This is a genomic window from Burkholderia sp. PAMC 26561 (assembly GCF_001557535.2).
Lineage (GTDB): Bacteria > Pseudomonadota > Gammaproteobacteria > Burkholderiales > Burkholderiaceae > Caballeronia.
Genome location: NZ_CP014315.1, coordinates 790,532 through 812,266 on the forward strand (window position 1 = coordinate 790,532; position 21,735 = coordinate 812,266).

General features: G+C 61.7%; 17 protein-coding genes and 1 pseudogene. 11 read left to right on the forward strand and 7 right to left on the reverse strand.

Annotation, left to right across the window (positions count from 1 at the left end; genetic code table 11):
• Positions 1–17: 17 nt before the first annotated feature.
• The 3 genes from AXG89_RS38265 to AXG89_RS38275 all read right to left on the reverse strand — a co-directional run bounded on the left by AXG89_RS38265 (position 18) and on the right by AXG89_RS38275 (position 5,758).
• Complete coding sequence (locus AXG89_RS38265) at positions 18–2,759, reverse strand: autotransporter family protein (protein ID WP_236873693.1); 2,742 nt, start codon at positions 2,757–2,759, stop codon at positions 18–20.
• A complete protein-coding gene (locus tag AXG89_RS38270) occupies positions 2,756–4,204 on the reverse strand; it encodes an autotransporter-associated beta strand repeat-containing protein (protein ID WP_236873694.1) in 1,449 nt (482 codons plus the stop codon). The genes AXG89_RS38265 and AXG89_RS38270 overlap by 4 nt, the downstream gene beginning before the upstream one ends.
• A 402-nt stretch (positions 4,205–4,606) precedes the next feature.
• On the reverse strand, positions 4,607–5,758 hold the full coding sequence (locus tag AXG89_RS38275) for a peptidyl-alpha-hydroxyglycine alpha-amidating lyase family protein (protein ID WP_062002438.1): 1,152 nt from the start codon (positions 5,756–5,758) through the stop codon (positions 4,607–4,609).
• Between the two features lie 122 nt (positions 5,759–5,880).
• Here AXG89_RS38275 and AXG89_RS38280 point away from each other — a divergent pair, with 122 nt between their 5' ends.
• The 6 genes from AXG89_RS38280 (at position 5,881) to AXG89_RS38305 (ending at position 14,607) form a co-directional block, all read left to right on the forward strand.
• A complete protein-coding gene (locus tag AXG89_RS38280; RefSeq protein ID WP_442861793.1) occupies positions 5,881–8,289 on the forward strand; it encodes a transglycosylase domain-containing protein in 2,409 nt (802 codons plus the stop codon).
• 73 nt (positions 8,290–8,362) lie between these two features.
• Complete coding sequence (locus tag AXG89_RS38285; protein WP_075360319.1) at positions 8,363–9,265, forward strand: ketopantoate reductase family protein; 903 nt, start codon at positions 8,363–8,365, stop codon at positions 9,263–9,265.
• 193 nt (positions 9,266–9,458) lie between these two features.
• Complete coding sequence (locus tag AXG89_RS38290) at positions 9,459–11,543, forward strand: putative bifunctional diguanylate cyclase/phosphodiesterase (protein ID WP_119024810.1); 2,085 nt, start codon at positions 9,459–9,461, stop codon at positions 11,541–11,543.
• A 109-nt stretch (positions 11,544–11,652) separates the two neighbouring features.
• Positions 11,653–12,456 (forward strand): exodeoxyribonuclease III, encoded by an 804-nt coding sequence (gene xth, locus AXG89_RS38295; RefSeq protein ID WP_086386694.1) that lies wholly within the window; start codon positions 11,653–11,655, stop codon positions 12,454–12,456.
• 648 nt (positions 12,457–13,104) lie between these two features.
• Complete coding sequence (locus AXG89_RS38300) at positions 13,105–13,839, forward strand: Crp/Fnr family transcriptional regulator (protein ID WP_062002437.1); 735 nt, start codon at positions 13,105–13,107, stop codon at positions 13,837–13,839.
• A gap of 60 nt (positions 13,840–13,899) precedes the next feature.
• Positions 13,900–14,607 carry an extensin-like domain-containing protein gene (locus AXG89_RS38305; RefSeq protein ID WP_236873695.1) on the forward strand — a complete coding sequence of 236 codons (708 nt, stop codon included), beginning with the start codon at positions 13,900–13,902 and terminating at the stop codon, positions 14,605–14,607.
• A 62-nt stretch (positions 14,608–14,669) separates the two neighbouring features.
• Here the strand turns inward: AXG89_RS38305 and AXG89_RS38310 are convergent, their stop codons facing one another.
• A complete protein-coding gene (locus AXG89_RS38310) occupies positions 14,670–14,981 on the reverse strand; it encodes a hypothetical protein (RefSeq protein WP_075360322.1) in 312 nt (103 codons plus the stop codon).
• A 95-nt stretch (positions 14,982–15,076) separates the two neighbouring features.
• Positions 15,077–15,238, reverse strand: a complete 162-nt coding sequence (locus tag AXG89_RS45180) for a response regulator (protein WP_372237096.1) — start codon at positions 15,236–15,238, stop codon at positions 15,077–15,079.
• On the opposite strand from AXG89_RS45180, the gene AXG89_RS45185 reads away from it, so the two are divergent.
• From AXG89_RS45185 to AXG89_RS38330, 4 genes and pseudogenes are all read left to right on the forward strand, one after another.
• Positions 15,227–15,586: a hypothetical protein gene (locus AXG89_RS45185; protein ID WP_442861794.1), complete on the forward strand. Its 360-nt coding sequence runs from the start codon at positions 15,227–15,229 to the stop codon at positions 15,584–15,586. The two genes, AXG89_RS45180 and AXG89_RS45185, sit on opposite strands and share 12 nt — an antisense overlap.
• Positions 15,577–15,675, forward strand: a pseudogene (locus AXG89_RS43980) (alpha/beta hydrolase); the annotation flags it as partial. The gene AXG89_RS45185 and the pseudogene AXG89_RS43980, both read left to right, overlap by 10 nt.
• Positions 15,676–15,863: 188 nt before the next feature.
• Positions 15,864–17,069: a multidrug effflux MFS transporter gene (locus tag AXG89_RS38325; protein WP_075360323.1), complete on the forward strand. Its 1,206-nt coding sequence runs from the start codon at positions 15,864–15,866 to the stop codon at positions 17,067–17,069.
• A gap of 55 nt (positions 17,070–17,124) precedes the next feature.
• Positions 17,125–18,927 carry an ABC transporter transmembrane domain-containing protein gene (locus AXG89_RS38330; protein WP_075360324.1) on the forward strand — a complete coding sequence of 601 codons (1,803 nt, stop codon included), beginning with the start codon at positions 17,125–17,127 and terminating at the stop codon, positions 18,925–18,927.
• Positions 18,928–18,950: 23 nt separating this feature from the next.
• On the opposite strand, the gene AXG89_RS38335 is transcribed toward AXG89_RS38330, so the two are convergent.
• Positions 18,951–19,913 (reverse strand): AraC family transcriptional regulator, encoded by a 963-nt coding sequence (locus AXG89_RS38335; RefSeq protein WP_075360325.1) that lies wholly within the window; start codon positions 19,911–19,913, stop codon positions 18,951–18,953.
• A 125-nt stretch (positions 19,914–20,038) separates the two neighbouring features.
• Between AXG89_RS38335 and AXG89_RS38340 the strand changes: the two genes are divergently transcribed.
• Positions 20,039–20,929, forward strand: coding sequence for an SDR family oxidoreductase (locus tag AXG89_RS38340; RefSeq protein ID WP_075360326.1), 891 nt, complete (start codon positions 20,039–20,041; stop codon positions 20,927–20,929).
• An 18-nt stretch (positions 20,930–20,947) separates the two neighbouring features.
• On the opposite strand, the gene AXG89_RS38345 is transcribed toward AXG89_RS38340, so the two are convergent.
• Positions 20,948–21,631, reverse strand: a complete 684-nt coding sequence (locus AXG89_RS38345; RefSeq protein WP_143325689.1) for a hypothetical protein — start codon at positions 21,629–21,631, stop codon at positions 20,948–20,950.
• Between the last annotated feature and the right edge of the window lie 104 nt (positions 21,632–21,735).

Genomic DNA, 21,735 nt, shown 5'->3' on the forward strand with positions numbered 1-21,735 from the left:
GGGGAGCCCGCCACACCTTACCAGGACCAGCGAACGCCGGCATTACCCTCGATCGTGCGTTGATGCGAACCGCCGAGGTTGGTCAGGTAACTGAGCGTCGCGTAAGCGCTGGCAGACTTGCTCACCTTCGTGACCAGTCCTGCACCAACCTGACCTGCAGTCTGCCCCACGGATCCTGGCAACGTCGTCGTGCCGGCGAAGCTCACATCGTCGCCTGCACCAAAATTCCGCAATACCGATACACGCAAATACGGTTGCCACGTGGCAATGGCGTTGGTGTAAGTCCCTTGCAGCCGTACGCCAAGCCGCCCGAGAAACGTGTTGCCGTGCTTGAACGAGACCGTCGAGACGCCGTCGTTCAGATCGTTGATGGAGAGGTTCTGCCAGATGATCTGTGCCTGCGGCTCGACTTCCAGACCGTACGCAATCGGAATCGGCAAACCGGCTTCCAGTGAACCGCTGAGCGCGTGGCCATGCGTGCTCACACCGACGCCATCGTGGGACATCGGATCAATGGTGAGCGATGTGCCCATCAACACCGCGTCGGTGTACCAGCCGCCGGGTCCGATATGCGTCCAGTACCCCCCAAGGCTGTAACCGTTGACCGCGAGATGGCCGACATCGAGGTTGGGTGTCGCGAGTGCGTAACCGTTGACATCGCCCGTTGCGCGCGTGAAGCCGACGAAAAACCCGTAGTGATTGCGATGCCCGCCCGGCGTCGAATCTGCGTAGATATCGTGTCCGGCTTGCGCGCCATAAATGGACCCGGAAAACTCCGGATTCAATGCGCCGTCCTGGCTTTGCGTCGTGTGACCACCCCACACGCGGCCCCACGCCGCCGGCAATGTGCCGCTCTCGTCGAGCAGGGACTGTTCGCCCTGACGATCGTGGAAGGTACCGATCTGTTCAATGCCGATCTGCCGCGCGACCATGGGAATCGCCGCATACACTGGCGCTTCAGGCCTGTACACCGGCGCAGCCGGGGCTGCGGCGGTGGCCGGCGTCGCAGCTGCCTGACTGAGCGCCGCGAGCAGCGTTGGCGGAGTCCCGGGCGCGGCGATGGGGGTATCGGCGGGCGCAAGCGGGTTGGCGGCGGATACTGGCAGCGACGGATTCACCGGCAACGGCGCAGTGGAAGGTGGTGCGGGGGTGCCGGGGGGCGCGGGTGTGGTGGGGGGCGCAGGCGCTACCGGAGCGGGCGCAATCGTATTACGCAGATACCAGTTTTGCGCGGTGCCGTCCGAGACGCCACCTTTCGCAAGGTAGTACGAATACGCGCCCGCTTTCACCGGACTGGCAAGGCGAAACGCGCTCAGGTCAGTGGTGGCTCCGTTGTTCGCTTCGATTACCTGGATGCCGTTGGCGAGTGTCCCCGCGCCAGCGCCTCCAACGTTGTTGATCTTGAGCGCCGATGTTCCCGTCGCAGTCGATGCCGGTCCGCTGATCACCAGTCTGTCGGATGCGGCATTGTCGCCCGCCACCACCGTGTTCAGCGCAATCGTGCCGTTCGCCCCAATGTAGTTGCCCGTCACGTTCAACCGGTTGCCGACGGCCGCGCCGCCCACGGCGGCCAGCCCTGCGTTGGTGAAGGTTCCGTTAATGGTGAACGCGCCGTTGCCTGAGCTGGCGAAAGCGGGGAGTGCATCGGCCACGGCGATCGTACCGTTGTTCGTCACATTGCCCGTGACGCTGCCGTAGCCTCCGAGCGTGCCCGCGCTCGCCACGTTCACGCTGCCATCGCCGGAAAGCGCTGCGCCAAGGTGTTGCGCGTCACCGACGGCAAGCGTTCCCGCCGCGACCGTGGTGCCGCCGCTGTACGGATTGTCGGCGGTGAACAGGGTGGTGCCGGGGCCGGCCTGCGTGACCGAACCCGTGCCCGAGATCGCGCCCGCAAATGCCACTGCATCGGAGCGGTTGAAGACGAGTGATCCGTTGTTGGCTACATCGCCTACGATGCCGCCTGATGTACCGCCATCGCCCAGTTGTAGCGTGCCTGCGGCGATGGCCGTACCACCCGTGTACGTGTTGTTCGCGGTGAGCGTCGTTGTGCCCGCGCCTGCTTGTGTGACCGAACCTGTGCCAGAGATGGCGCCGGGAAACGTCATGGCATCGGAGCGATTGAAGACGAGCGATCCGTTGTCATTCACATCGCCGAGAATGCTTCCCGACGTGCCGCCATCGCCGAGTTGAAGCGTACCTGCAGCGATGGTCGTTCCGCCCGTGTACGTGTTGTTTGCCGTAAGCGTCGTTGTGCCCGTGCCTGCTTGCGCGAGCGAACCGGTGCCGGAGACTGCGCCGGAAAATGTCGTGGCATCGGAGCGATTGAAGACGAGCGTTCCGTTGTCATTCACATCGCCGACAATGCTCCCCGATGTACCGCCATTGCCAAGTTGAAGCGTGCCTGCAGCGATGGTCGTGCCACCGGTATAAGTGTTGCTCGACGTAAGCGTTGTGGTGCCCGCGCCTGCCTGTGTGACCGAACCTGCACCGGAGACCGCGCCGGAAAACGTCGTGGCATCCGAGCGATTGAAGACGAGCGATCCGTTGTTGTTCACATCGCCGACAATGCTTCCCGATGTACCGCCATCGCCGAGTTGAAGCGTGCCTGCAGCGATGGTCGTGCCGCCCGTGTACGTGTTGTTCGCAGTAAGCGTCGTAGCGCCGGCGCCTGCCTGCCCGACCGACCCTGTACCGGAGATCGCGCCGGAAAACGTAGCGGCATCGGAGCGGTTGAAGACGAGCGATCCGTTGTCAATCACATCACCCTCGATGCTCCCGCTAGTCCCCCAGCCCCGAGTTGGAGCGTCCCGGCCGCGATCGTCGTTCCTCCCGCATAGGTGTTAGCACCGGTCATTGCGAGCGTGCCGCTCCCGGCCTTGGTCAACGCCCCCGGTCCTGAAATGCCTTGCGCGACTGTCGATGAAAATCCCTGCGTATCGATAGTTCCACCCGGCGCATTGATCGAGACCGGCCGCGTTCCCGCAAGGTCCACGCTTTGGTTGAACCGCAGCGTGCCGCCGTTGAAGGTGATGCCGCCGTTGGCGGCACCGAGCGCATTGTCCGCCCCGATGGCAACGGTGCCCTGAGTGATCGTAGTGCCCCCGGAGTAGGTGTTTCCGCCCGCCACGGCTGGCGCGAGGGTCAACACGCCGGCCCCCGTCTTCTCGACGGCGCCGGTGCCGCTCAGACTGCCGGCATACGTGCCGTCGTCGGGTTGGGCGAAACGGACGAGCCCGTTGTCCGTCACGCCTGGTGGCAAGCTCTGCGCGCGAGCCTGCAGAATGCCGGCCGGTTCGACCAGCACTTTCCCCGTGTAGTTCGTGTTGTTGCCGGTGAGTGCAAGCGTGCCTTGCTGGACATCCGCGATCGTCACGCCCGTCACCGTGCCGCTCAGCGTCCAGAACCCGGTGTCGTTCTTGATCAGCGAAGAGAAGTTCACCATGTTGCCGGGTAAGGTCGCGGTCCCTTCCCCGCTCAGGAAAATTGTGTTGTTGCCGCCGCCGCCATTGAAGTTGCCGCTGATGCTGGAACCCGTGTAAAGGCGCAATGTGTCGTTGCCGCCTGCGAAAATCAGGTTGCCGATCACTTGGCCGCGATTTGTGAAATCGACCGCGCCATTGCCGGAACTGCCTATCACGTTACTCGGGGCCTGGATTACCCCGGTGGCGTTATTGATTACCGTATTCAGCCCGCTGGTATTCTGAAACCAGATAGCGGCCGAATTGATCCCGCGTATTGTCCCGTTATTGACGATCGTATTGCCGGCGCCTTCCGGATTCGCCGCCTCAGCCGATCCCTGTGTACCCGCCGATATAACCGACCCGCCTTGCTGAACGGTCAACGTGCCGTTGTTGCGGAAATCGATTGTGTTGCCGCCCGTTCCATAAGTGCCTCCGGAGGTCCGCGCGCTGTTTTGCACCAGCGCACCTGATTGCACGGTTATGTTCGCATTGTCGGCGAGCGCAATTGCTGTTGCGTCTCCGAGAATGACCTGCGCATTCGGCCCGACCAGAACTGACGAACCGGTGGCGGCAGTGGGGCCTGTGCCGATCGTGGTCTGCCACGGCGAAGGCGCGCTGGTGTCACAACTCGTAGCCGTTCCTGATGCGGTGCAATTTGCAAAGACCGGCAACGGCAGCAGCGCGATGTTGGCCAAGACCGCAAGCCACGTAGCGGACACCCGCGAATGTGCCCCGGTAGACAAGACGTGTAGCTCTTTTTGATTGAGATTTGAAGGATTTTCGAATAACGGAATCGCGGAAGGATCAATACGCATGCCAAGTAGCCTGCCTTCAAGGTTCGGTTACAAAGCCCCGGTTTGATTGGGTCAATAGTTATAATTTACGAAAAGAATAGGTAATAAAATTTGATCATACAAATTTTTATGAAAGTCGAAAATTAATACAGAATACTTACGTTTTTTCGCGGTAAATGGATAATAATTACTTCTCGATGCAGATTAACGCGGTAATAAATCCGCTGACCCGGTGAAATCCCGAGTGCGATATAAGGGAGAATCGGTATACCGATAATCCGATTTTTAAGTCAGGGCGGTGACCTTGCGCCTTTCGCCCCGGTTCGATCACTGGCTATTCCTGGCTATTCATCACGCATGCAAAACCAGTTTCTGCACGCGCCAGTTCAGCAGCTCGGCCACAAAGAGCGTGTTCTCCGACGGACACGCCATCTGGTGAATCCATCCAAACTGTTTGAGCTGCTTGCCGGACTCGCCGAGCACGCCGAGCAATTTGCCTTCGAGTGTCATCTTGTAGATGCGCCCCGGGAAAGCGTCCGCGCTGTATAAAACCTGATTCGGTCCCGGCGATATGCAAATCGCCCACGGCGAGCCCGGCGCAAACGTCCCGGCCGCAATGGCCGCTTCATCCGGCGCATAGCCTATCGCCGCGCGGGCGCCAGGCGGGACGGGGACATCGATGGTGAATTGCCGCTGGAAATTGCCTTCGCCGTCGAAGACCTGAATGCGGCGGTTGCTGCGATCCGCAACGTACACGAGGCCTTCGGCATCGAGCGCGATGCTGTGCGGCGTGTGGAACTGACCCGGACCCGTACCGCGTTCGCCCCACGACTTGAGCCAGTTGCCATCGCGATCGACCTTGGCGACGCGCGAGTTGATATAGCCATCGCTGATATAGGTGTTGCCGGCGTCGTCCCAGGCGACATCGGTAACCTGGCGAAAGCGGCCCGGCTCTGACGGCAGCGGCGGGTTCGGATGCTTGAGCGGACCGGTTTCTTCGTCGGCGGCTTCCTGCTTGCGCCCGAACACCATCGCAACACGGCCTTCCGGCGTGAATTTGATGACCATGTCCGAGCCTTTGTCGGTCACCCAGATGTTGTCCTGTCTGTCGACCTTCACGCTATGGGCGAACGACCACGCATAGAGGTTATGGCCGATCTCGCGGATGAACTTTCCGTTCGGCGCAAATTCGAGCAGTTGCGCGGCCGCTGCGGCGTAAGCGGGTCCCGTGGTATTGCCGCGCGACAGCACGAAGATGTGGCCATGCGAATTCAGCGCGACGCCGGAACATTCACCGAAGAAAACATCGCGGGGAAGATGCACGGGGTTCGGAATGGAATCGAAAGCAATGCTCGGGACTGTCTGTTCCTGCGCGCGGGCCGAAAGCGGCATGAGCGCCAGCGCCGCGGCGGCGCCACCCGCCAGCCGGATAAACCCTCGTCGATCAAGACCGCGCTCTTCAATTGCGCAGCATGGGCAGGACATCGAGTGATATTGGCTCATTGCGTTTGTCTCCATTTTTGAACGCAGGCCTATGCTAATCCGATTAACCCGCTCGTGGCTTATGCGGGACGGCGCCGGCATTTTGATAGCATTCAGCCTTCGTCAGCTGTTGGTAAGCCAGTGTGAACCGTTTAGACCTCTCTGTTCTTCGACATTCCGGTTCAAAGCTGGCCGCTTGGATCAAGCCGTATGCCGCTATGCGCATTGCGCACTTGCGCCGTCCCACGCGTCGCGGCGTGGTTCGCACGCTCGTGGCCATTCCCGCAGTCGCGCTGCTCTATGTGCTGTTGCTGATCCCCTTTACGCCGGGCATCGGGGATCTGCGTCGTGCCAAGATCGAGCAACCCGCTCAACTCTATTCCGCCGATGGCAAGCTGCTCGCCGAGTTTCGCCCGACCAACCGTGAATGGGTGCACCTTGCGGATATCTCGCCGAACGTGATCGATGCGCTGATCGCTACCGAGGATCATCGCTTTTATACGCACCACGGCCTCGACTGGCGCCGCACCGGGTCCGCTGCGCTGCACACGTTTTCCGGCAGCCGCCAGGGCGGCTCGACGATCACTCAGCAACTCGCGCGCAATCTTTATCCCGATGAGATCGGCCGTTCGCAGACGCTCACACGCAAGCTCAAGGAAGCGATCACCGCGCTCAAGATCGAAGCGCTTTATACCAAGAGCGAGATCCTCGAAACCTATCTGAACACGGTGCCGTTCCTGTACAACGCGTATGGCATCGAAATGGCGGCGCGTACTTACTTCGATAAATCCGCCGGCCATCTGGATCTGCTCGAAAGCGCCACGCTGATCGGGATGCTCAAGGGCAATAGCTACTACAACCCGGTGATCAATCCGGAGCGCGCCGTGCAGCGCCGCAATACCGTGCTTGCGCAGATGGTCAAGTTCGGGCATCTGTCGCCGGCCGCTTATGAAACGCTCCGGCGCCGGCCATTGCGTATCGACTTTGAACGGCAGGTCGAGGCGCCCGGCCGCGCGCCGCATTTTGCGCAGCAGTTGCGCAGGTGGCTGATCGACTGGGCCGACAGCAACGACTACAACATCTATTCGGATGGACTGGTAGTGCGTACGACCATCGATTCACGCCTGCAGGCCATGGCGACGCAAGCGGTCATCTGGCAAGGCAACCAGCTTCAGCCGATCGCCAATGCCGCGTGGGGCGCGCGCAGCGGCTGCAATGGCGGCAATGCCGACGTGGTCCGCGCGTTCGTGCGCGAGACGCCGCAGTATCGCGCGGCGAAAGATGCCGGACAAACCGATGCCGATATCATCAAGCATCTCAACGCTGATCGCCCTTTCATGCAGGCGCTGTGCGACAACAAAACGCGTGTGCAGGCGGCGTTTCTCGCCATTGATCCACGTAACGGGCAAGTGAAGGCGTGGGTCGGCAGTCGCGACTTCAGCACGGATCCGTTCGATCACGTCCAGCAGGCGCGCCGCCAGCCGGGTTCCACGTTCAAGCCTTTCGTGTACGGCGCGGCCTTTGCGCAGGGCTCGAAACCGGACGATACCCTTGTCGATCAAGCCGTCGAGATTCCGCTTGCCGGCGGAGAAATCTGGCGTCCGAACGACGAAACGCCGCCAAGCGGACAGCCCGTGACGTTGCGCGACGGGCTTGCTTACTCACGCAACCGCATTACCGCACAACTCGTGCAAAACGTCGGCCCGTACAAGGTCGCGAGACTCGCACGTGCGATGGGCGTGCGCGACAGCCCGCTCGACGCGGTGCCGTCGCTTGCGCTCGGCACGAGCCCCGTCACGCTCAAGGAGATGGTCGCGTCTTACGGCACGATCGCCAATGGCGGCGCGCGTATCGAACCGATGCTTGTGACGCGTATCGAAAACCGCAAGGGCGAGGTGCTTGCGCAATTTGCGCCGAACAAACCCGAGCAGGCGCTCTCGCCAGCCGCAGATCATGAACTGCTCGACGTGATGCGGGACGTGGTGAATCGCGGGACGGGCACGGCCATCCGGAACCGCTTCGGCATTCGCGCCGATGTTGCAGGCAAGACCGGCACGACGCAGGACAACGCCGATGGCTGGTTCATCCTGATGCATCCGCAACTCGTTGCGGGTGCGTGGGTCGGTTTCAACGACAGCCGCGTGACGCTGCGCAGCGACTACTGGGGGCAGGGCGCGCATAGTGCGTTGCCTATCGTCGGTGACTTCTTCCAGCGCTCGTTGAGAAACCGGATGATCGATCCGCGCGAGCGTTTCGTGATGGAACCGCAAACCGGCTTCTTCGAGTCGATGCGCAACCGCTTGCAAGACTGGTATCAACGCGTGTTCGCGCCGAAGCCCGAGCCGAAGGCCGCGCCTGTGAAGCGTAATCCGCCGCGCCGGACTGCGCCTCCGGTCGTGGCCAAGGCTCCGGCATCTTCATCAGCCCCGCAGCCACCCATCCTGCAGCCGCCGCACTCCGAGCCCAGCGACATACGCGACGAAGGTTTTGCCGGGCTGGTTCCGGACCTGGCGCCGACCATCGACCCGGCGAGCGCATCGGCGGCGCCTTAGCAAGGGGCTCCCGTAACCCGTCATCGCAACTGTGGGAAAATCCCGCATCACTTTCGACAGACGGATTACGACGATGAAAATAGCAGTAATGGGTGCAGGCGCAGTCGGCTGTTATTACGGCGGCATGCTGGCGCGAGCAGGACATGAGGTGACGCTGATCGGCCGCCCGAATCACGTCGAGGCGATCACGCGTGACGGCTTGCGCATGCAGACCCTGACCTTCGACGAACACGTGCGCGTGACCGCGAGCAGCGAGGCGAGTGCGGTCGAAGGTGCATCGCTCGTGCTGTTCTGCGTCAAATCCACCGATACCGAAAGCGCCGCCGCGGAAATCAAACCGCATCTCGCCAAGGATGCATTGGTGCTCGTCCTGCAAAACGGCGTCGATAACGCCGACCGCGTGCGCACGGTCGTAGCGCAGGAAGTGGCTGCGGCCGTTGTCTATGTGGCGGCCGGCATGGAAGGTCCCGGTCACGTGCGGCATCACGGGCGCGGCGACCTGGTGATCGAGCCATCGAGTAAAAGCGAAGCTGTCGCCCGCGAGCTGATCGATGCGCAGATCCCCACCGAAATCTCCCCCAACGTTCGCGGCGCGCTCTGGGCCAAGCTGATCCTGAACTGCGCGTACAACGCGCTCTCCGCGATCGCGCAGCTGCCCTATGGACCCCTCGCCGGGAACGCAAGCATCCAGGCGTGCATGCGCGATATCGTCGGGGAATGCCTCGCAGTCGCGAAGGCGGAAAACATCACCATTCCCGGCGATGTCGATGCGTCCGTGCGCATGATCGCAGAGAAGATGCCGACGCAATATTCATCGACGGCGCAAGACGTCGCGCGTTCGAAGCCCAGCGAGATCGATCATCTGAACGGGTTGATCGTGCGGCTGGGGGAAACGCATGGCATCGCCACGCCGGCCAATCGCGTGCTGCACGCGCTCGTGAAGGTCATCGAGACGAAGTACGGCAGCCGCGCCTGATCCACGTCGAAACACGTCCGAACCGGCATCCTTGGACGTTCCACATGGACATAAGCTCGATATGCAGGAATTTTTGGCCAATCTTTGAAGGCAGATGTAATTCGCCATAAAGTCCGGGCCTTTTCAGACGTTAAACGAACGCATACCTGACTTTCTCGCGTCGGGATTTACGTCGTCGATCCGGAGCATGTCAATGTTAGTGGGGAGTTTCGACAGCCTGCTGGTGCTGTTCTCTTTTATTGTCGCCGTTTTGGCGTCGTACACGGCGCTTGACCTCGTCGGCCGGATCTCGAGCGCCGGGCGCGTGTCCGCCCGCTGGTGGCTGTGCGGCGGCGCGCTTGCAATGGGTCTCGGCGTCTGGTCGATGCACTTCGTCGGCATGCTCGCCTTTCATCTGCCGATCAAGCTCGGGTTCGATTTCGGCCTGACCGTGGTATCACTTCTGATCGCGGTTGCGTCATCGTTGCTCGCGTTGTGGATCGCCAGCCGGGACAATCTTCCGGGCAAGCACCTCGTCCTCGGCGCGTTGCTGCTGGGCGGTGGCATCGCCGCGATGCACTACACCGGCATGGCCGCGTTGCAGATGGAACCGGGCATTGTCTATATCCCGGCGCTGGTCGCCGCTTCCGTTGCAATCGCCGTCACGGCCGCCGGCGCGGCGCTGTGGATTGCGTTCCGGCTGCGCGCCTACAGCTCGCGCGTGCGCAGCTACCGGGTCGGCGCCGCGCTCGTGATGGGCGGGGCCGTCGTAGCAATGCACTACACCGGCATGGCGGCGGCGCGTTTTCCGTTGGGCTCGATTTGCGGCGCCGCGCGTGGCGGATTGCATAACGATACGCTCGCGCTGCCGATCATCGTCGTGACGATCGCCGTGCTTGCCGTCGTGCTGATCACGTCGGTGCTCGACCTGCGGCTGGAGATGCAGACCGCGGCGCTCTCGGCGTCGCTGGAAGAAGCGAACGAGGAGTTGTCGTATCTGGTCCTGCACGACAACCTGACCAAGTTGCCGAACCGCGTGCTGCTCGAAGAACGCCTGAAGTCCGCGATCGATTCCGCCAAATTGGCTGATTCCACCCAGCAGTGCTTTGCGGTGATGTTTCTCGACCTCGACGGTTTCAAGAGCGTGAACGATACCTTCGGACATGCCATCGGCGACCTGCTGCTCATGCAGACAGCCGACCGCATCCGCGCCAACGTCCGCTTGCAGGACACGTGCGCGCGGGTAGGAGGCGATGAATTCGTGCTGATCGCGAGCGTGCGCGAACCGGCCGATGCATCGATCATCGCGGACAAGCTGGTCTCGGCTATCGACGACCCGTTCAATGTCGCGGGACATGATCTGCGGGTCTCGGTGAGCATCGGCATTGCGTTGTATCCGGGTGACGGCGAGGAAGTCGAAGTGTTGCTCAAGAACGCGGACGTCGCGATGTATCACGCGAAATCCGTTGGCCGCAATCAGGCTTGCTTCTTCGAAGGTGCAATGAATACGCACACGGAAGATCACCTTGCGCTTTTGCAAGACCTGCGGCTCGCGCGTAAACGGCGTCAGTTCGTCCTGCACTACCAGCCGAAATTCGTCGCCCCGAGCGGACCGATCACGGGCGTCGAAGCGTTGCTGCGCTGGAATCATCCGACACGCGGCCTCATTCCACCCGACACGTTCATTCCGATCGCGGAGCGGACCGGTCTGATCGTGCAGATAGGGGAATGGGTTATCGACGAAGCGTGCCGGCAGGTTTCGCAATGGCGTCGCGCGGGGCGTCCCACGCTTACGATGGCCGTCAACATCTCGGCCCTGCAGTTCGGCAACGCGCGGCTCGTGCCGGCCGTGAAGAGCGCGCTGGAAAGGTATCAGCTCGAAGGCGACGCGCTGACACTGGAGATCACGGAATCGACGGCCATGCGTGACGTCGATACCAGCCTCGAGATTCTCGAACGTCTGCGTGCGCTTGGCGTGCGCATTTCCATCGATGATTTCGGCACCGGGTATTCGAGCCTGCTTTATCTCAAGCGCCTGCCGGCGAGCGAGCTGAAAATCGATCGCGGGTTCGTGAGCGAACTCGTCGCCGGCGGTGAGGACGCGGCGATCGTAGCGGCCATCATCGCGCTCGGACAGACGCTCAATCTGAAGATCGTGGCTGAGGGCGTCGAGACCGACGCGCAGCAGGATCTGCTGACGCGCCTTGGGTGCGACTCCTTACAGGGATTCCTGCTCGGACGCCCGATGCCCGCCCTCGAATTCGAAGACCTTGGGCGCGCGATGCCTCAGAACGTGTGACGCAGGTCCACGGGGACAGCGCTTGCGTGTTCGTCGTGAATGGCGATGATGGAAGGCCTGAAGATTGCGTAGGGTCGTGAAATCAGTTACCCCCAGGGGAGGCGCCAGCGTGAAGATCGCAACGTTCAACATCAATGGCATCCGGTCGCGGTTGCCCGCCTTGCTTGAGTGGCTGGAGCGCGAAGCGCCGGATGTGGTTTGCCTGCAGGAGCTCAAGGCGCAGGACGGGGCGTTTCCCATCGACGAAATCCGCGCAGCCGGTTATGGCGCGATCTGGCATGGTCAGCAATCGTGGAACGGGGTGGCGATCCTCGCAAAGGGCGCCGATCCGCTTGAAAGCCGCCGCGGCTTGCCGGGCGGCGAGGACGATACCCATAGCCGCTATATAGAGGCAGCGGTCGACGGCATGTTGATCGGTTGTCTTTATCTGCCCAACGGCAATCCGCAGCCGGGACCGAAGTTCGACTACAAGCTTGCCTGGTTCGAGCGTCTGATCGAATATGCGGCGACGCTTTATGCGAGCGGCCATCCGGTGGTGCTGGCGGGCGACTTCAACGTCATTCCCACCGACGAAGACATCTACAACACACGGTCGTGGAAGAAAGACGCGTTGCTGCAGCCCGAGAGCCGCGAATGCTATGCGCGTCTGCTGGAGCAAGGCTGGACGGACTCGCTGCGCGCGACGCATCCCGACGAACGCATCTACACGTTCTGGGACTACTTTCGCGAACACTGGAAGACGAATTCGGGCCTGCGGATCGACCATGTACTTCTGAGTGCGGATCTGGCGCCGAAGCTCCGTGGCGCGGGCGTCGACCGCTGGGTGCGCGACCAGCCGCATGCAAGCGATCACGCGCCAGTCTGGATTGAACTCGGCCCAAAACCGCGAAGCAGGGCGGCGAAAAAGAAGTGAGAAAAAGCGGGGCCTGAGGCCTTTGCGACAACAACGCAACATTTTTCGATCATTGCGATGCCGCCCTCCGGCCCGGCTCGCAACCACAGCGCGCAGGGCTTCCATCCATCTCAACACGCGCCTGCGGCCCATTCGCAGGCGATTGGGCATGCTTTGCCCGCTACCCGCGATATTGATGGAACAGTTTTGCATCATTTTCAAAAACGCCCTGCGCATGCCTTCCCTATCAAGGCTTTGCACCGGGAAAGCCTCGATTTCCATGCATTCCGGAGCCCGCGAAGGGCCTCCGGCAAGGCATTTGGCAGACAAAAGTGATTGCAGGAATTAATCCGACGGATAAACGCGCGACCGTCCCGATCTGTTCAAAACTGAAACGTAAACCTTTACGCCCTGAATGTGCGCTGCTGTATAGCCCAGCTATGCCCTTGCTGGCATTGAGTTTGAGGCTCTCTGGCACGGTCCTCGCTAAGTATGTGGTGCAGCACTCGTTAATGTTGAAACAAAGAGAAACAAACGACAGGCACGAACTGCTTCGGGGCTGGCCAGGAATCGGGATTTAGATTGATGCCGTCAGATGCATCACGAAACGCGAAACCGGCCGGAATAAAAAAACGGCGCACCGCGCAAAAATATAAAGAGAAGATCATCATGCTGACCCTTCAGTCCGACCTGCACGGCAATCATCTGTTGGGTGCGCTTCCCGCGCACGAATGGCAAGCGCTCACGCCCCACCTCGAGCTTGTTCAGCTTCGTACCGAGCAGTTGCTTTGCGATTCGGGACAGCGCATTCAGCATGTGTATTTTCCGACGACGGCCATCATCTCGCTTCTCCACACCATGGAAGACGGCGGTTCGGTCGAGATCGCAGCCATCGGCCGTGAAGGCATGACGGGTGTTCCAGTGCTGACAGGCGGCGACACGATGCCCACTCGCGTCCAGGTCCAGTGCCCGGGTTTCGCTTATCGCATGAGCGCATCGGCCTTGCGTGAACAGTTCGGCCGCTCGGACTTCCTGCGCCGCCTGATGCTTCTCTATATGCAAGCACTTCTGACGCAGGTCGCGCAAACCGCGGCGTGCAACCGTCATCACTCGCTCTCCAAGCAGTTGTGCCGCTGGTTGCTGATCGAGATCGACCGTACGCCGACTGACAATCTGCAAGTCACGCAACAAATGATCGCGGACATGCTGGGCGTGCGCCGTGAAGGCGTGACCGAAGCGGCAGGAAAACTCCACGATGCCGGCCTGATCCATCACAGCCGCGGCAGTATCAAGGTGCTTGATCGTGCGGGACTGGAGGAGCGTGCGTGCGAATGCTACGGCATCGTCAAGCGCGAGTTCGACCGCATGCTGCCCCGCATCCGCCAGACCGAAGAAGTCAGCTAAGCCTCTTACAGGCATGCGTCGTGCTGCCTCTGTCGGCCATGACCGGATGCGGAGCGCAGGGTGACGAGTCGGATCGTTTCAGTTGTGTTGTTGCTTGCGTTCTTTGCCGCGATGGCGTTCGGTTATCTGGTGCAGGTGGGGCGCGTCGCCGTGCCCGATCGATACAACCCGTTCACACCAATCGATGTTCACGCACCCCCGGGACCGCTCACAACGTTGAAGATGTGGCGGACTACGCATGATGCAACACTCTGCGCGGCCGCACTCGAACAGTCGGGTCTTGTGTATCGGCCGGTTGCTGATACATCAGGGCCGGGCGGGTGTGTATTGAAGGATGTGGTGCGCATCACGCAATCGGACAGTCTGCGTTTCAGCTCGCCGTTCATGGCCACTTGTCCGCTCGCGGTCGGAATCGCCTTCTTCGAGCATCAGTATCTACAGCCCGCCGCCGCCGAGCTTTACGGCGAGCGCGTGTCGCACGTGGAACATGTCGGCAGCTATGCATGCCGCAACGTCAATCATCAGCAGGACACGGCGCTCAGCCAGCACGCAAGTGCGAATGCCATCGATTTGACGGGCTTCGTGCTCGCCGGTGGCAAGCGCATCACGCTTGACGGTTGGGACGATGCTTCACGGGACGGGGCTTTCCTGCACCGCGTGCATGAAGGCGCTTGCCACGCGTTTCGAACCATGCTCGGTCCCGACTACAACGCCTTGCACAAGACGCATTTTCACGTGGACATGGGCCCGTACAGCATCTGCCGATGATCGCCCGCGGCAGGTACGGGTTGCATCGACTGGATTGTTGTCGAGAGTCTCTCGATCTCCGTTCAGCGGGTTTCTGCCAACGCGGGTTGACTCGTCAGCTGCAGGATCGAAAGCGACACGCGGCTATGCGTGAGGATGAATATGCGAATGTCGTAGGGAATGCTGCGCAGGAGTTGCATCGGGCCGTAGACCAGAAGCAGCGCGGCCATTTCGCATCGCGTGGACAATTGCACGAGCGGCAGTGCCGCGATCAGCAGAAGCAGCACAACATCGATCCATGACAGATTAAAGCGGTTTCCTGACCGGCGATATTGCTGCGCGTGCTTCGACAAAAAGCGCAGCGATTCTTGTGTGAACACCAGATGTGGCGGCATGTTCGGTTTTCCTTGAGCGATTGACCCGTGGACACTGGGTCTCGTAAAGGCAAACACTGGAACGGGCCGTTCTATTCCATCAAATTGCAAGCCGGTTATGATCGGACGACAGCCGCATGAAAGCGACCTCGTTCTCGCGCAAGGGCGCTGTCGACCGCGTCGAGCATGTCCTGGTCGCGAAACGGCTTCGTCAGGAAATCCACTGCGCCGGCTTTCATCGCCCGCACCGACATTTCGATGTCGCCGTGACCCGTCATGGATTACACCTGGATGCGCAGGCCGTCTCGCACCAAGTCGACCTGAAGCGCCAGGCCACTTTCTTGCCGCAGGCGTACATCGAGGATCAGGCAGCTCGGGACGTTCGGCTTCGGGCAGTCAAGACACTCGCGCGCGCCTGGCTCTTCACGATCATGCACAACCTGTTTGCGAACCAGCGCCGTCATGCATCCATGCACGCGATCCATGTGAGTGTCAATGACGAAGGCGTGCCGGAAACCGAGTTCGCGGTTGCGGCGAATCAGACTCATCGCCTTGAAGTGCGCGACCACGATGCAGCGCTGCAGATGCTTTCCATTGAACTTTTGCGAGGACGTGAACGACCGTGATTCCGGGTGCGAGCCACTCGGTCTACGAATCGCGTCCGAAGCAGGTCGCGGCTGTGATAGAAGATGCCGCTGAACATGCGCAACAGTGACGTGTGAACACAGTGGATTTCGCCGCACGTCCTGCGCGAATTCGGATTTCACTGTAACGTCGCGACTTTGGGCGAGCGATTGAAGCAGATTGAAGCCGGCTGCGACGCTCGTGCCACGAAACCTTCGAATTTTTAAACCCCGGGCCACGCAGGTGCCCCGGGATTTTCCATTGAGCATCCGGTTACCCATGAATCGACGTTTCCTGCAGCTTGCCATCGTGCTGGGCCTCATCACCGCCGTCGGCCCGTTCGCCATCGATATGTATCTTCCCGCGCTTCCTTCAATAGGCGGTGCGCTTCACGCAACCCCCAACGAAGTGCAGTTGAGCCTGATGATGTTCTTCGTCACGCTCGGGGTTTGCCAGCTCGTCTACGGACCGCTCGCCGACATGTTCGGTCGCAAGTTGCCCATCTACGTGGGCCTCGCGATCTTCACGGCGGGCAGCGTGGGCTGTGCGTTCGCGCCGGACGTGCACGTGCTGACGGGCTTTCGCGTGTTGCAGGCGCTCGGTGCATGCGCGGGAATGGTCGTGCCGCGCGCCATCGTACGTGATCTGTATACGGGACACGACGCCACGCGCCTGATGTCGCTGCTGATGCTGGTCGTGAGCGTATCGCCGATCCTCGCTCCGTTGACGGGCAGCATCATCATCGCGGCGTTCGGGTGGCGCGGCGTGTTCTGGGCGCTGACGGTCGCGGGCGGTGTTGCGTTCGTGCTCGCCGCCACGCAACTGGAAGAGACGCGCGAGGCGCATCATCGTGCCGACAGTTCCTGGGCCAGCGCGTTTGCGGGTTATCGAAAGTTGCTGACCGATCCATCGTTCCTGGGGCTGACGCTGGTCGGAGCGTTCGGCCTGTCGTCGTTTTTCGTTTATCTGGCGAATGCGTCGTTCGTGATCATCGACCACTATGGTTTGACGCCGACCATGTTCAGCCTCTGCTTCGCGCTCAATGCGGCGGCGTTCTTCGGCGTGAGCCAGTTGACCGCGCGGCTGACCGCCAAGTACGGCCTGCCGCGCGTGATTCGCGTCTCGGTCTCGGGCTTCGCGCTTTCCATGAGCATCCTCGCCGTCCTGTTCCTCGCCGGCGCCGATAACCTGCCGCTGATGATGCTGTTCCTGTTTATCGGCTATGGGTTCCTCGGGCTGGTGATGCCCACTTCCGCGGTGTTGTCGCTCGAACATCACGGTGCGATCGCGGGGACGGCCTCGGCGTTGATGGGCGCGTTGCAGTTCGTGGTCGGCGCGGCCGTGATGGCGCTCTCGGGTCTGGTCACGAACGGCGCGCCCAAGCCGATGGTGGTTTGCATTGCACTGTCGGCGATTACCGCCTTCGTGTTCGCGCACGTCACATTGCGCGCGGAACACTTCCGCATGCCGGCAGCGGCGGAGTAGGGTCGTCACGCTGCGCTGGCACAATGCATGGGACATCGCACCAATCGGGAAACTCATGCCGCACGCTGTCCCTTCATCATCGTCAACGTCTGCGCCGCCTTCACGGGCTGTCGAACCGCTGTTTGCGCTTTTCCCCTTCCTGCGTCCTTACGCCGGACGTTGGGCGCTTTCTTTCCTCGCGCTGATCACCTCGGCGGGCGCCACGCTGGCGTTGCCGGTGGCGTTCAAGTACCTGATCGACCGGGGCTTCGCCGGGGGCGACCGCGCGCATATCGATCGATATTTCCTCGCGCTGTTTGTGGTGTCGCTGGTGCTGGCAGGCGCCACGGCGGCGCGCTTTTATCTTGTATCGTGGCTGGGCGAGCGGGTCACCGCCGATCTTCGGCGCGCGGTCTACGACCACATGCTCGGCATGAGTCCGCAGTTCTTCGAAACCACGCAAAGCGGAGAGGTCCTGTCGCGGCTCACGGCCGACACCACGCTCATCCAGACAGTCGTCGGAACCAGCCTTTCCATGGGACTGCGCAACTTCTTCCTGCTGACCGGCGGCGTGGCGATGCTCGCGGTGACGAGTCCCGTGCTGTCGGGTTACATCATCGGCACGCTGGTCGTAGTGATAGCGCCGATTCTTATCTTCGGGCGGCGTGTGCGGCGGCTTTCGCGTGCGAGCCAGGACAAGATCGCGAACGCAAGCGCGCTGGCGGGCGAGGTCCTCAACGCCATGCCGACCGTACAGTCGTATGCGCAAGAGCCGTTCGAGGCGCGGCGGTTTGGCGGCGCGGTGGAACTTGCTTTTGAAACGGCACTCACGCGGATTCGGGCGCGCGCGTGGCTGACGGCGGTCGTGATCGTGCTCGTGTTTACCGCGATCGTGTTCGTGCTGTGGCTTGGCGCGCAAGCGGTGCTGGCCGGGCGCATGACTGCAGGCCAGCTTTCCCAGTTCATCCTTTATGCGGTGTTCACGGCCGGCGCCGTCGGCGCGCTCGCCGAAGTGTGGGGCGATCTGCAACGGGCCGCCGGCGCCACCGAACGGCTTTTGCAATTGCTGTCATCGCGCTCGCCGGTCACGCAGGCCGGCACGACCATCCAGCTGCCCGCGCAAGGCGAGGGCATCCGCTTCGATAACGTGAGTTTCTCGTATCCGTCGCGTCCCGGCATAGCGGCGCTTTCGGGTATCACGCTGAACGTGCGCTCGGGTGAACATGTTGCGCTGGTCGGGCCTTCGGGCGCCGGCAAGACCACGTTGTTCCAGTTGCTGCTGCGCTTCTACGATCCGCAGACCGGCGCCATCCTGATCAACGGCGTGCCAACGCGCGATGTGCCCCTCGCCGATCTGCGCAAGGAGATCGGCGTCGTACTGCAGGAATCGGTGATCTTTTCGGGCAGCGTGCTCGACAACATCCGCTACGGCGCGCCTGACGCCACGCTCGAACAAGTTCAGCGCGCGGCCGGCATGGCTGCGGCGGCGGGGTTTATAGAAGCATTGCCGCAAGGCTACGAGACGTTTCTCGGAGAGCGCGGCGTGCGCTTGTCCGGCGGACAGCGGCAGCGCATTGCGATTGCGCGGGCGATCCTGAAGAACCCGCCCATCCTGTTGCTCGACGAAGCAACCAGCGCGCTCGACGCAGCCAGCGAACGCCTCGTGCAACAGGCACTGGATAACGCTGCACAGAACCGGACGACGCTCGTCATCGCGCATCGGCTTGCAACGGTGCAACAGGCGGATCGTATCGTCGTGATGGAACACGGGCACATTGTTGCGCAGGGCCGTCACGCCGACCTGCTTCTAAGCTCGCCGCTTTATGCGCAGCTTGCCGCGTTGCAGTTCGGAAGTGCCGAGATGCCTTTGCATCAGTAAGCGCGTGACGCAGACGTGAGTCCCTACGCAGTGACGGTGGTTTCGCGGTCGCCATACGAGGCTGCCACCGCGCCATGTCCACGGCTGTACTGCCGGGGTGAACAACCCATCACGCGTTTGAACGCGGTACTGAACGCGCTTTCGGATTCGTACCCAAGCGATTGCGCAATCGATGAAACCGGCGCGCCCGAGTTCGTCAGCCGGTCGCCGGCGAGCAGCATCCGCCAGCGCGTCAGATAGTCCATCGGCGAGACGCCGACTGTCTTCTTGAACTTGAGTGTGAAGACCGTGCGTGACATGCCGGCGCGCTCGGCGAGCGACTGCAATGTCCATCGGCGGGAAGGGTCGTCGTGCATGGCCGTGATCGCGGCCGCCATGCGTTTGTCGGCCAGTGCAAACAACCAGCCGACACCCGCCTTCGCACCCTTCGCAGCTTCTGTCAGATGCAGGCGCAAGCCCTGGACGAGCATCATGGTCGCGAGCTGCTGCGCCACAAGAAAGCCGCCCGGCTGCGGTTCGCGCAGTTCCTGCCGCATCCGTTCCACGCACCAGCGCAGCACTGCTTTATCCGATTCGTCGCGAATATGCACGATGGGTGGCAACACGCCCGACAGGATGCCCGCGTGATCGCCGGTCAGCGCGAAATGGCCGCCGACACTCAGGAAATTGCCGCCGCCGTTGAGCGGAGTAATACCGCCAGCTTTGGCGGTGGCGAAAATCGTCATTGAATCGACCGACATCAACCTGAGATCGCTGGCAAGGCGAAAAGGGCGTCCTCTTGGCAACATGAAGCAGTCGCCGGATGCCAGGTACACGGGCTCGGGAACGCCGTCCACCGACAGCCAGCACTCGCCGGAAACGACTGCGTAAAACTTGATGCCTTCATGCTTGCGGAACGATAGCGACCAGTCACCGCCCGCTTCGAAACCACCTGATACGTAATTGCGCAGCTTCAACAGCGAGAGTACGTCTGAGAGCGGGTCCATGGTTTTTCCGAACGAACGCGAAGATAAAACGAACGATACAGCATAGCTCGTTCTTGTTTGCCCGCCTATGATCGGAACGACGCGCTGGAAGGGTCCTCGGCGTTCAATCAAATGGAGAAGTATCGATGCGAGTCTTTGTCACTGGAGCGACCGGTTTTGTCGGCTCCGCAGTTGTTCGGGAATTGATCGGTGCAGGACATCAGGTGCTGGGTTTGACGCGATCGGATGCGGGTGTCGCGGCGCTCGAAGCGGCGGGCGCGCAAGTGCATCGCGGAACGCTCGAAGATCTTGACAGCTTGCGCAGCGGCGCGGCGGCGGCAGACGGCGTGATCCACACGGCGTTCAATCACGACTTCTCGAAGTTCGTGGAGAACTGCGAGCTGGACCGGCGCGCCATTGAAGCGCTAGGCGATGCGCTCGAAGGGTCGAAACGGCCGCTGCTCGTTACATCGGGGCTGGGCCTTCTTGCGCCGGGCCGTGTTGCAACCGAGGACGATACGCTTTCCGCCGCGCACCCGCTCCCGCGCAAGTCGGAGTCGGCCGCCGACGCACTCATGGCGCGCGGGGTGTGCGCGTCGATCGTGCGCCTTCCGCCTTCGGTTCATGGCGATGGCGACCACGGTTTCGTGCCGATACTCGCGGGCATCGCCCGTGAGAAGGGCGCATCGGTCTATGTGAACGAGGGGATGAATCGCTGGCCGGCGGTGCATCGGCTGGATGCCGCGCGGGTTTATCGGCTGGCGCTCGAGCATGGTGTGGCCGGTACGCGTTACCACGCGGTCGCGGAAGAAGGCGTGCCCTTCAAGGATATTGCCGGCGTGATCGGCCGGCGTCTGGACCTGCCTGTCCTTAGCAAGACTTCGGAGGAGGCTGCGAGCCATTTCACCTGGTTCGCGATGTTCGCCGGCATGGACGCTCCCGCTTCGAGCGAACGGACGCGCAAGCTGCTTGGTTGGGAGCCGACGCAACCTGGCCTTATCGACGATATCGACAAGGCGGGCTACTTCAAGGTCTGAACGCGATTCGATGCACCGTTACTGCGTGCCGGGACGTTTCGGCGGCGGCAGTGAAGGATCGAGCCTTGCCGAATCCCTGACCAGACTGTCCGTCATTGCGGCAGCGACGGGGTTCGAGCGGTGCGACGGATCGGCGCGAACGACCGGCGCGGGCGCCGTCACCATGGGAGGAGGCGGAGGTAGCAGCGGATCGAGCTGTGCGGATTCCCTGACAAGCTGATCCGTCATAGCCGATGTAACCGGAGATTTCGGATTGCGGCTACGTGCAAATTCACGGGTTGTATCGCTCCGCGCGACCGGCGCAGCACGCCTGGGCGAAGTCGAATCGTCGCGGTTGATGGCCGCGTCTTGTGCTGGCGCGGGTTCAGGGGCTGGCTTCACAGCCAGTTGCGGCGCTTGCACGGTGTTTTCGACTGGCGGCGGAGCCGGTACGAGTGCCACGGCATTATCGATGGCGGACTGCCTGGGCGCGATGGCGATGCTGTCAGCGCCACTAGCCGCCGTCACTGCCCCGGCAATGCTTCCGGCGGTCACATGCGTGTCGCTGTACGCGGGGTCCGACTGCTCTTCCTGCTGCGAGCCGTCCTGCGTGGCATGCGTCTCGGGGCCCGCCTCGTCGCCCTTGTGGAACACGAGATAAGCGCCCACGGCGAGCTCAGCGAGCAGCACCGTGATAATCAAGGTCTTGCGTGTATTCCTCATATGATGCAACGGTTCGTTTAAGCGACGCAATTCAACCATGATAACCGCCTGCTTGTAAGAGACGCCAAAAAGGCCGGACACATGATGAATGTGCCCGGCCAGGA

Coding starts and splice junctions, on each gene's coding strand:
- AXG89_RS38275 (WP_062002438.1), bottom strand. CDS start 5,758: ATGAGCCAATATCACTCGATGTCCTGCCCATGCTGCGCAATTGAAGAG.
- AXG89_RS38285 (WP_075360319.1), top strand. CDS start 8,363: ATGAAAATAGCAGTAATGGGTGCAGGCGCAGTCGGCTGTTATTACGGC.
- AXG89_RS38290 (WP_119024810.1), top strand. CDS start 9,459: ATGTTAGTGGGGAGTTTCGACAGCCTGCTGGTGCTGTTCTCTTTTATT.
- AXG89_RS38300 (WP_062002437.1), top strand. CDS start 13,105: ATGCTGACCCTTCAGTCCGACCTGCACGGCAATCATCTGTTGGGTGCG.
- AXG89_RS38310 (WP_075360322.1), bottom strand. CDS start 14,981: ATGCCGCCACATCTGGTGTTCACACAAGAATCGCTGCGCTTTTTGTCG.
- AXG89_RS45180 (WP_372237096.1), bottom strand. CDS start 15,238: ATGACGGGTCACGGCGACATCGAAATGTCGGTGCGGGCGATGAAAGCC.
- AXG89_RS38325 (WP_075360323.1), top strand. CDS start 15,864: ATGAATCGACGTTTCCTGCAGCTTGCCATCGTGCTGGGCCTCATCACC.
- AXG89_RS38330 (WP_075360324.1), top strand. CDS start 17,125: ATGCCGCACGCTGTCCCTTCATCATCGTCAACGTCTGCGCCGCCTTCA.
- AXG89_RS38335 (WP_075360325.1), bottom strand. CDS start 19,913: ATGGACCCGCTCTCAGACGTACTCTCGCTGTTGAAGCTGCGCAATTAC.
- AXG89_RS38340 (WP_075360326.1), top strand. CDS start 20,039: ATGCGAGTCTTTGTCACTGGAGCGACCGGTTTTGTCGGCTCCGCAGTT.
- AXG89_RS38345 (WP_143325689.1), bottom strand. CDS start 21,631: ATGAGGAATACACGCAAGACCTTGATTATCACGGTGCTGCTCGCTGAG.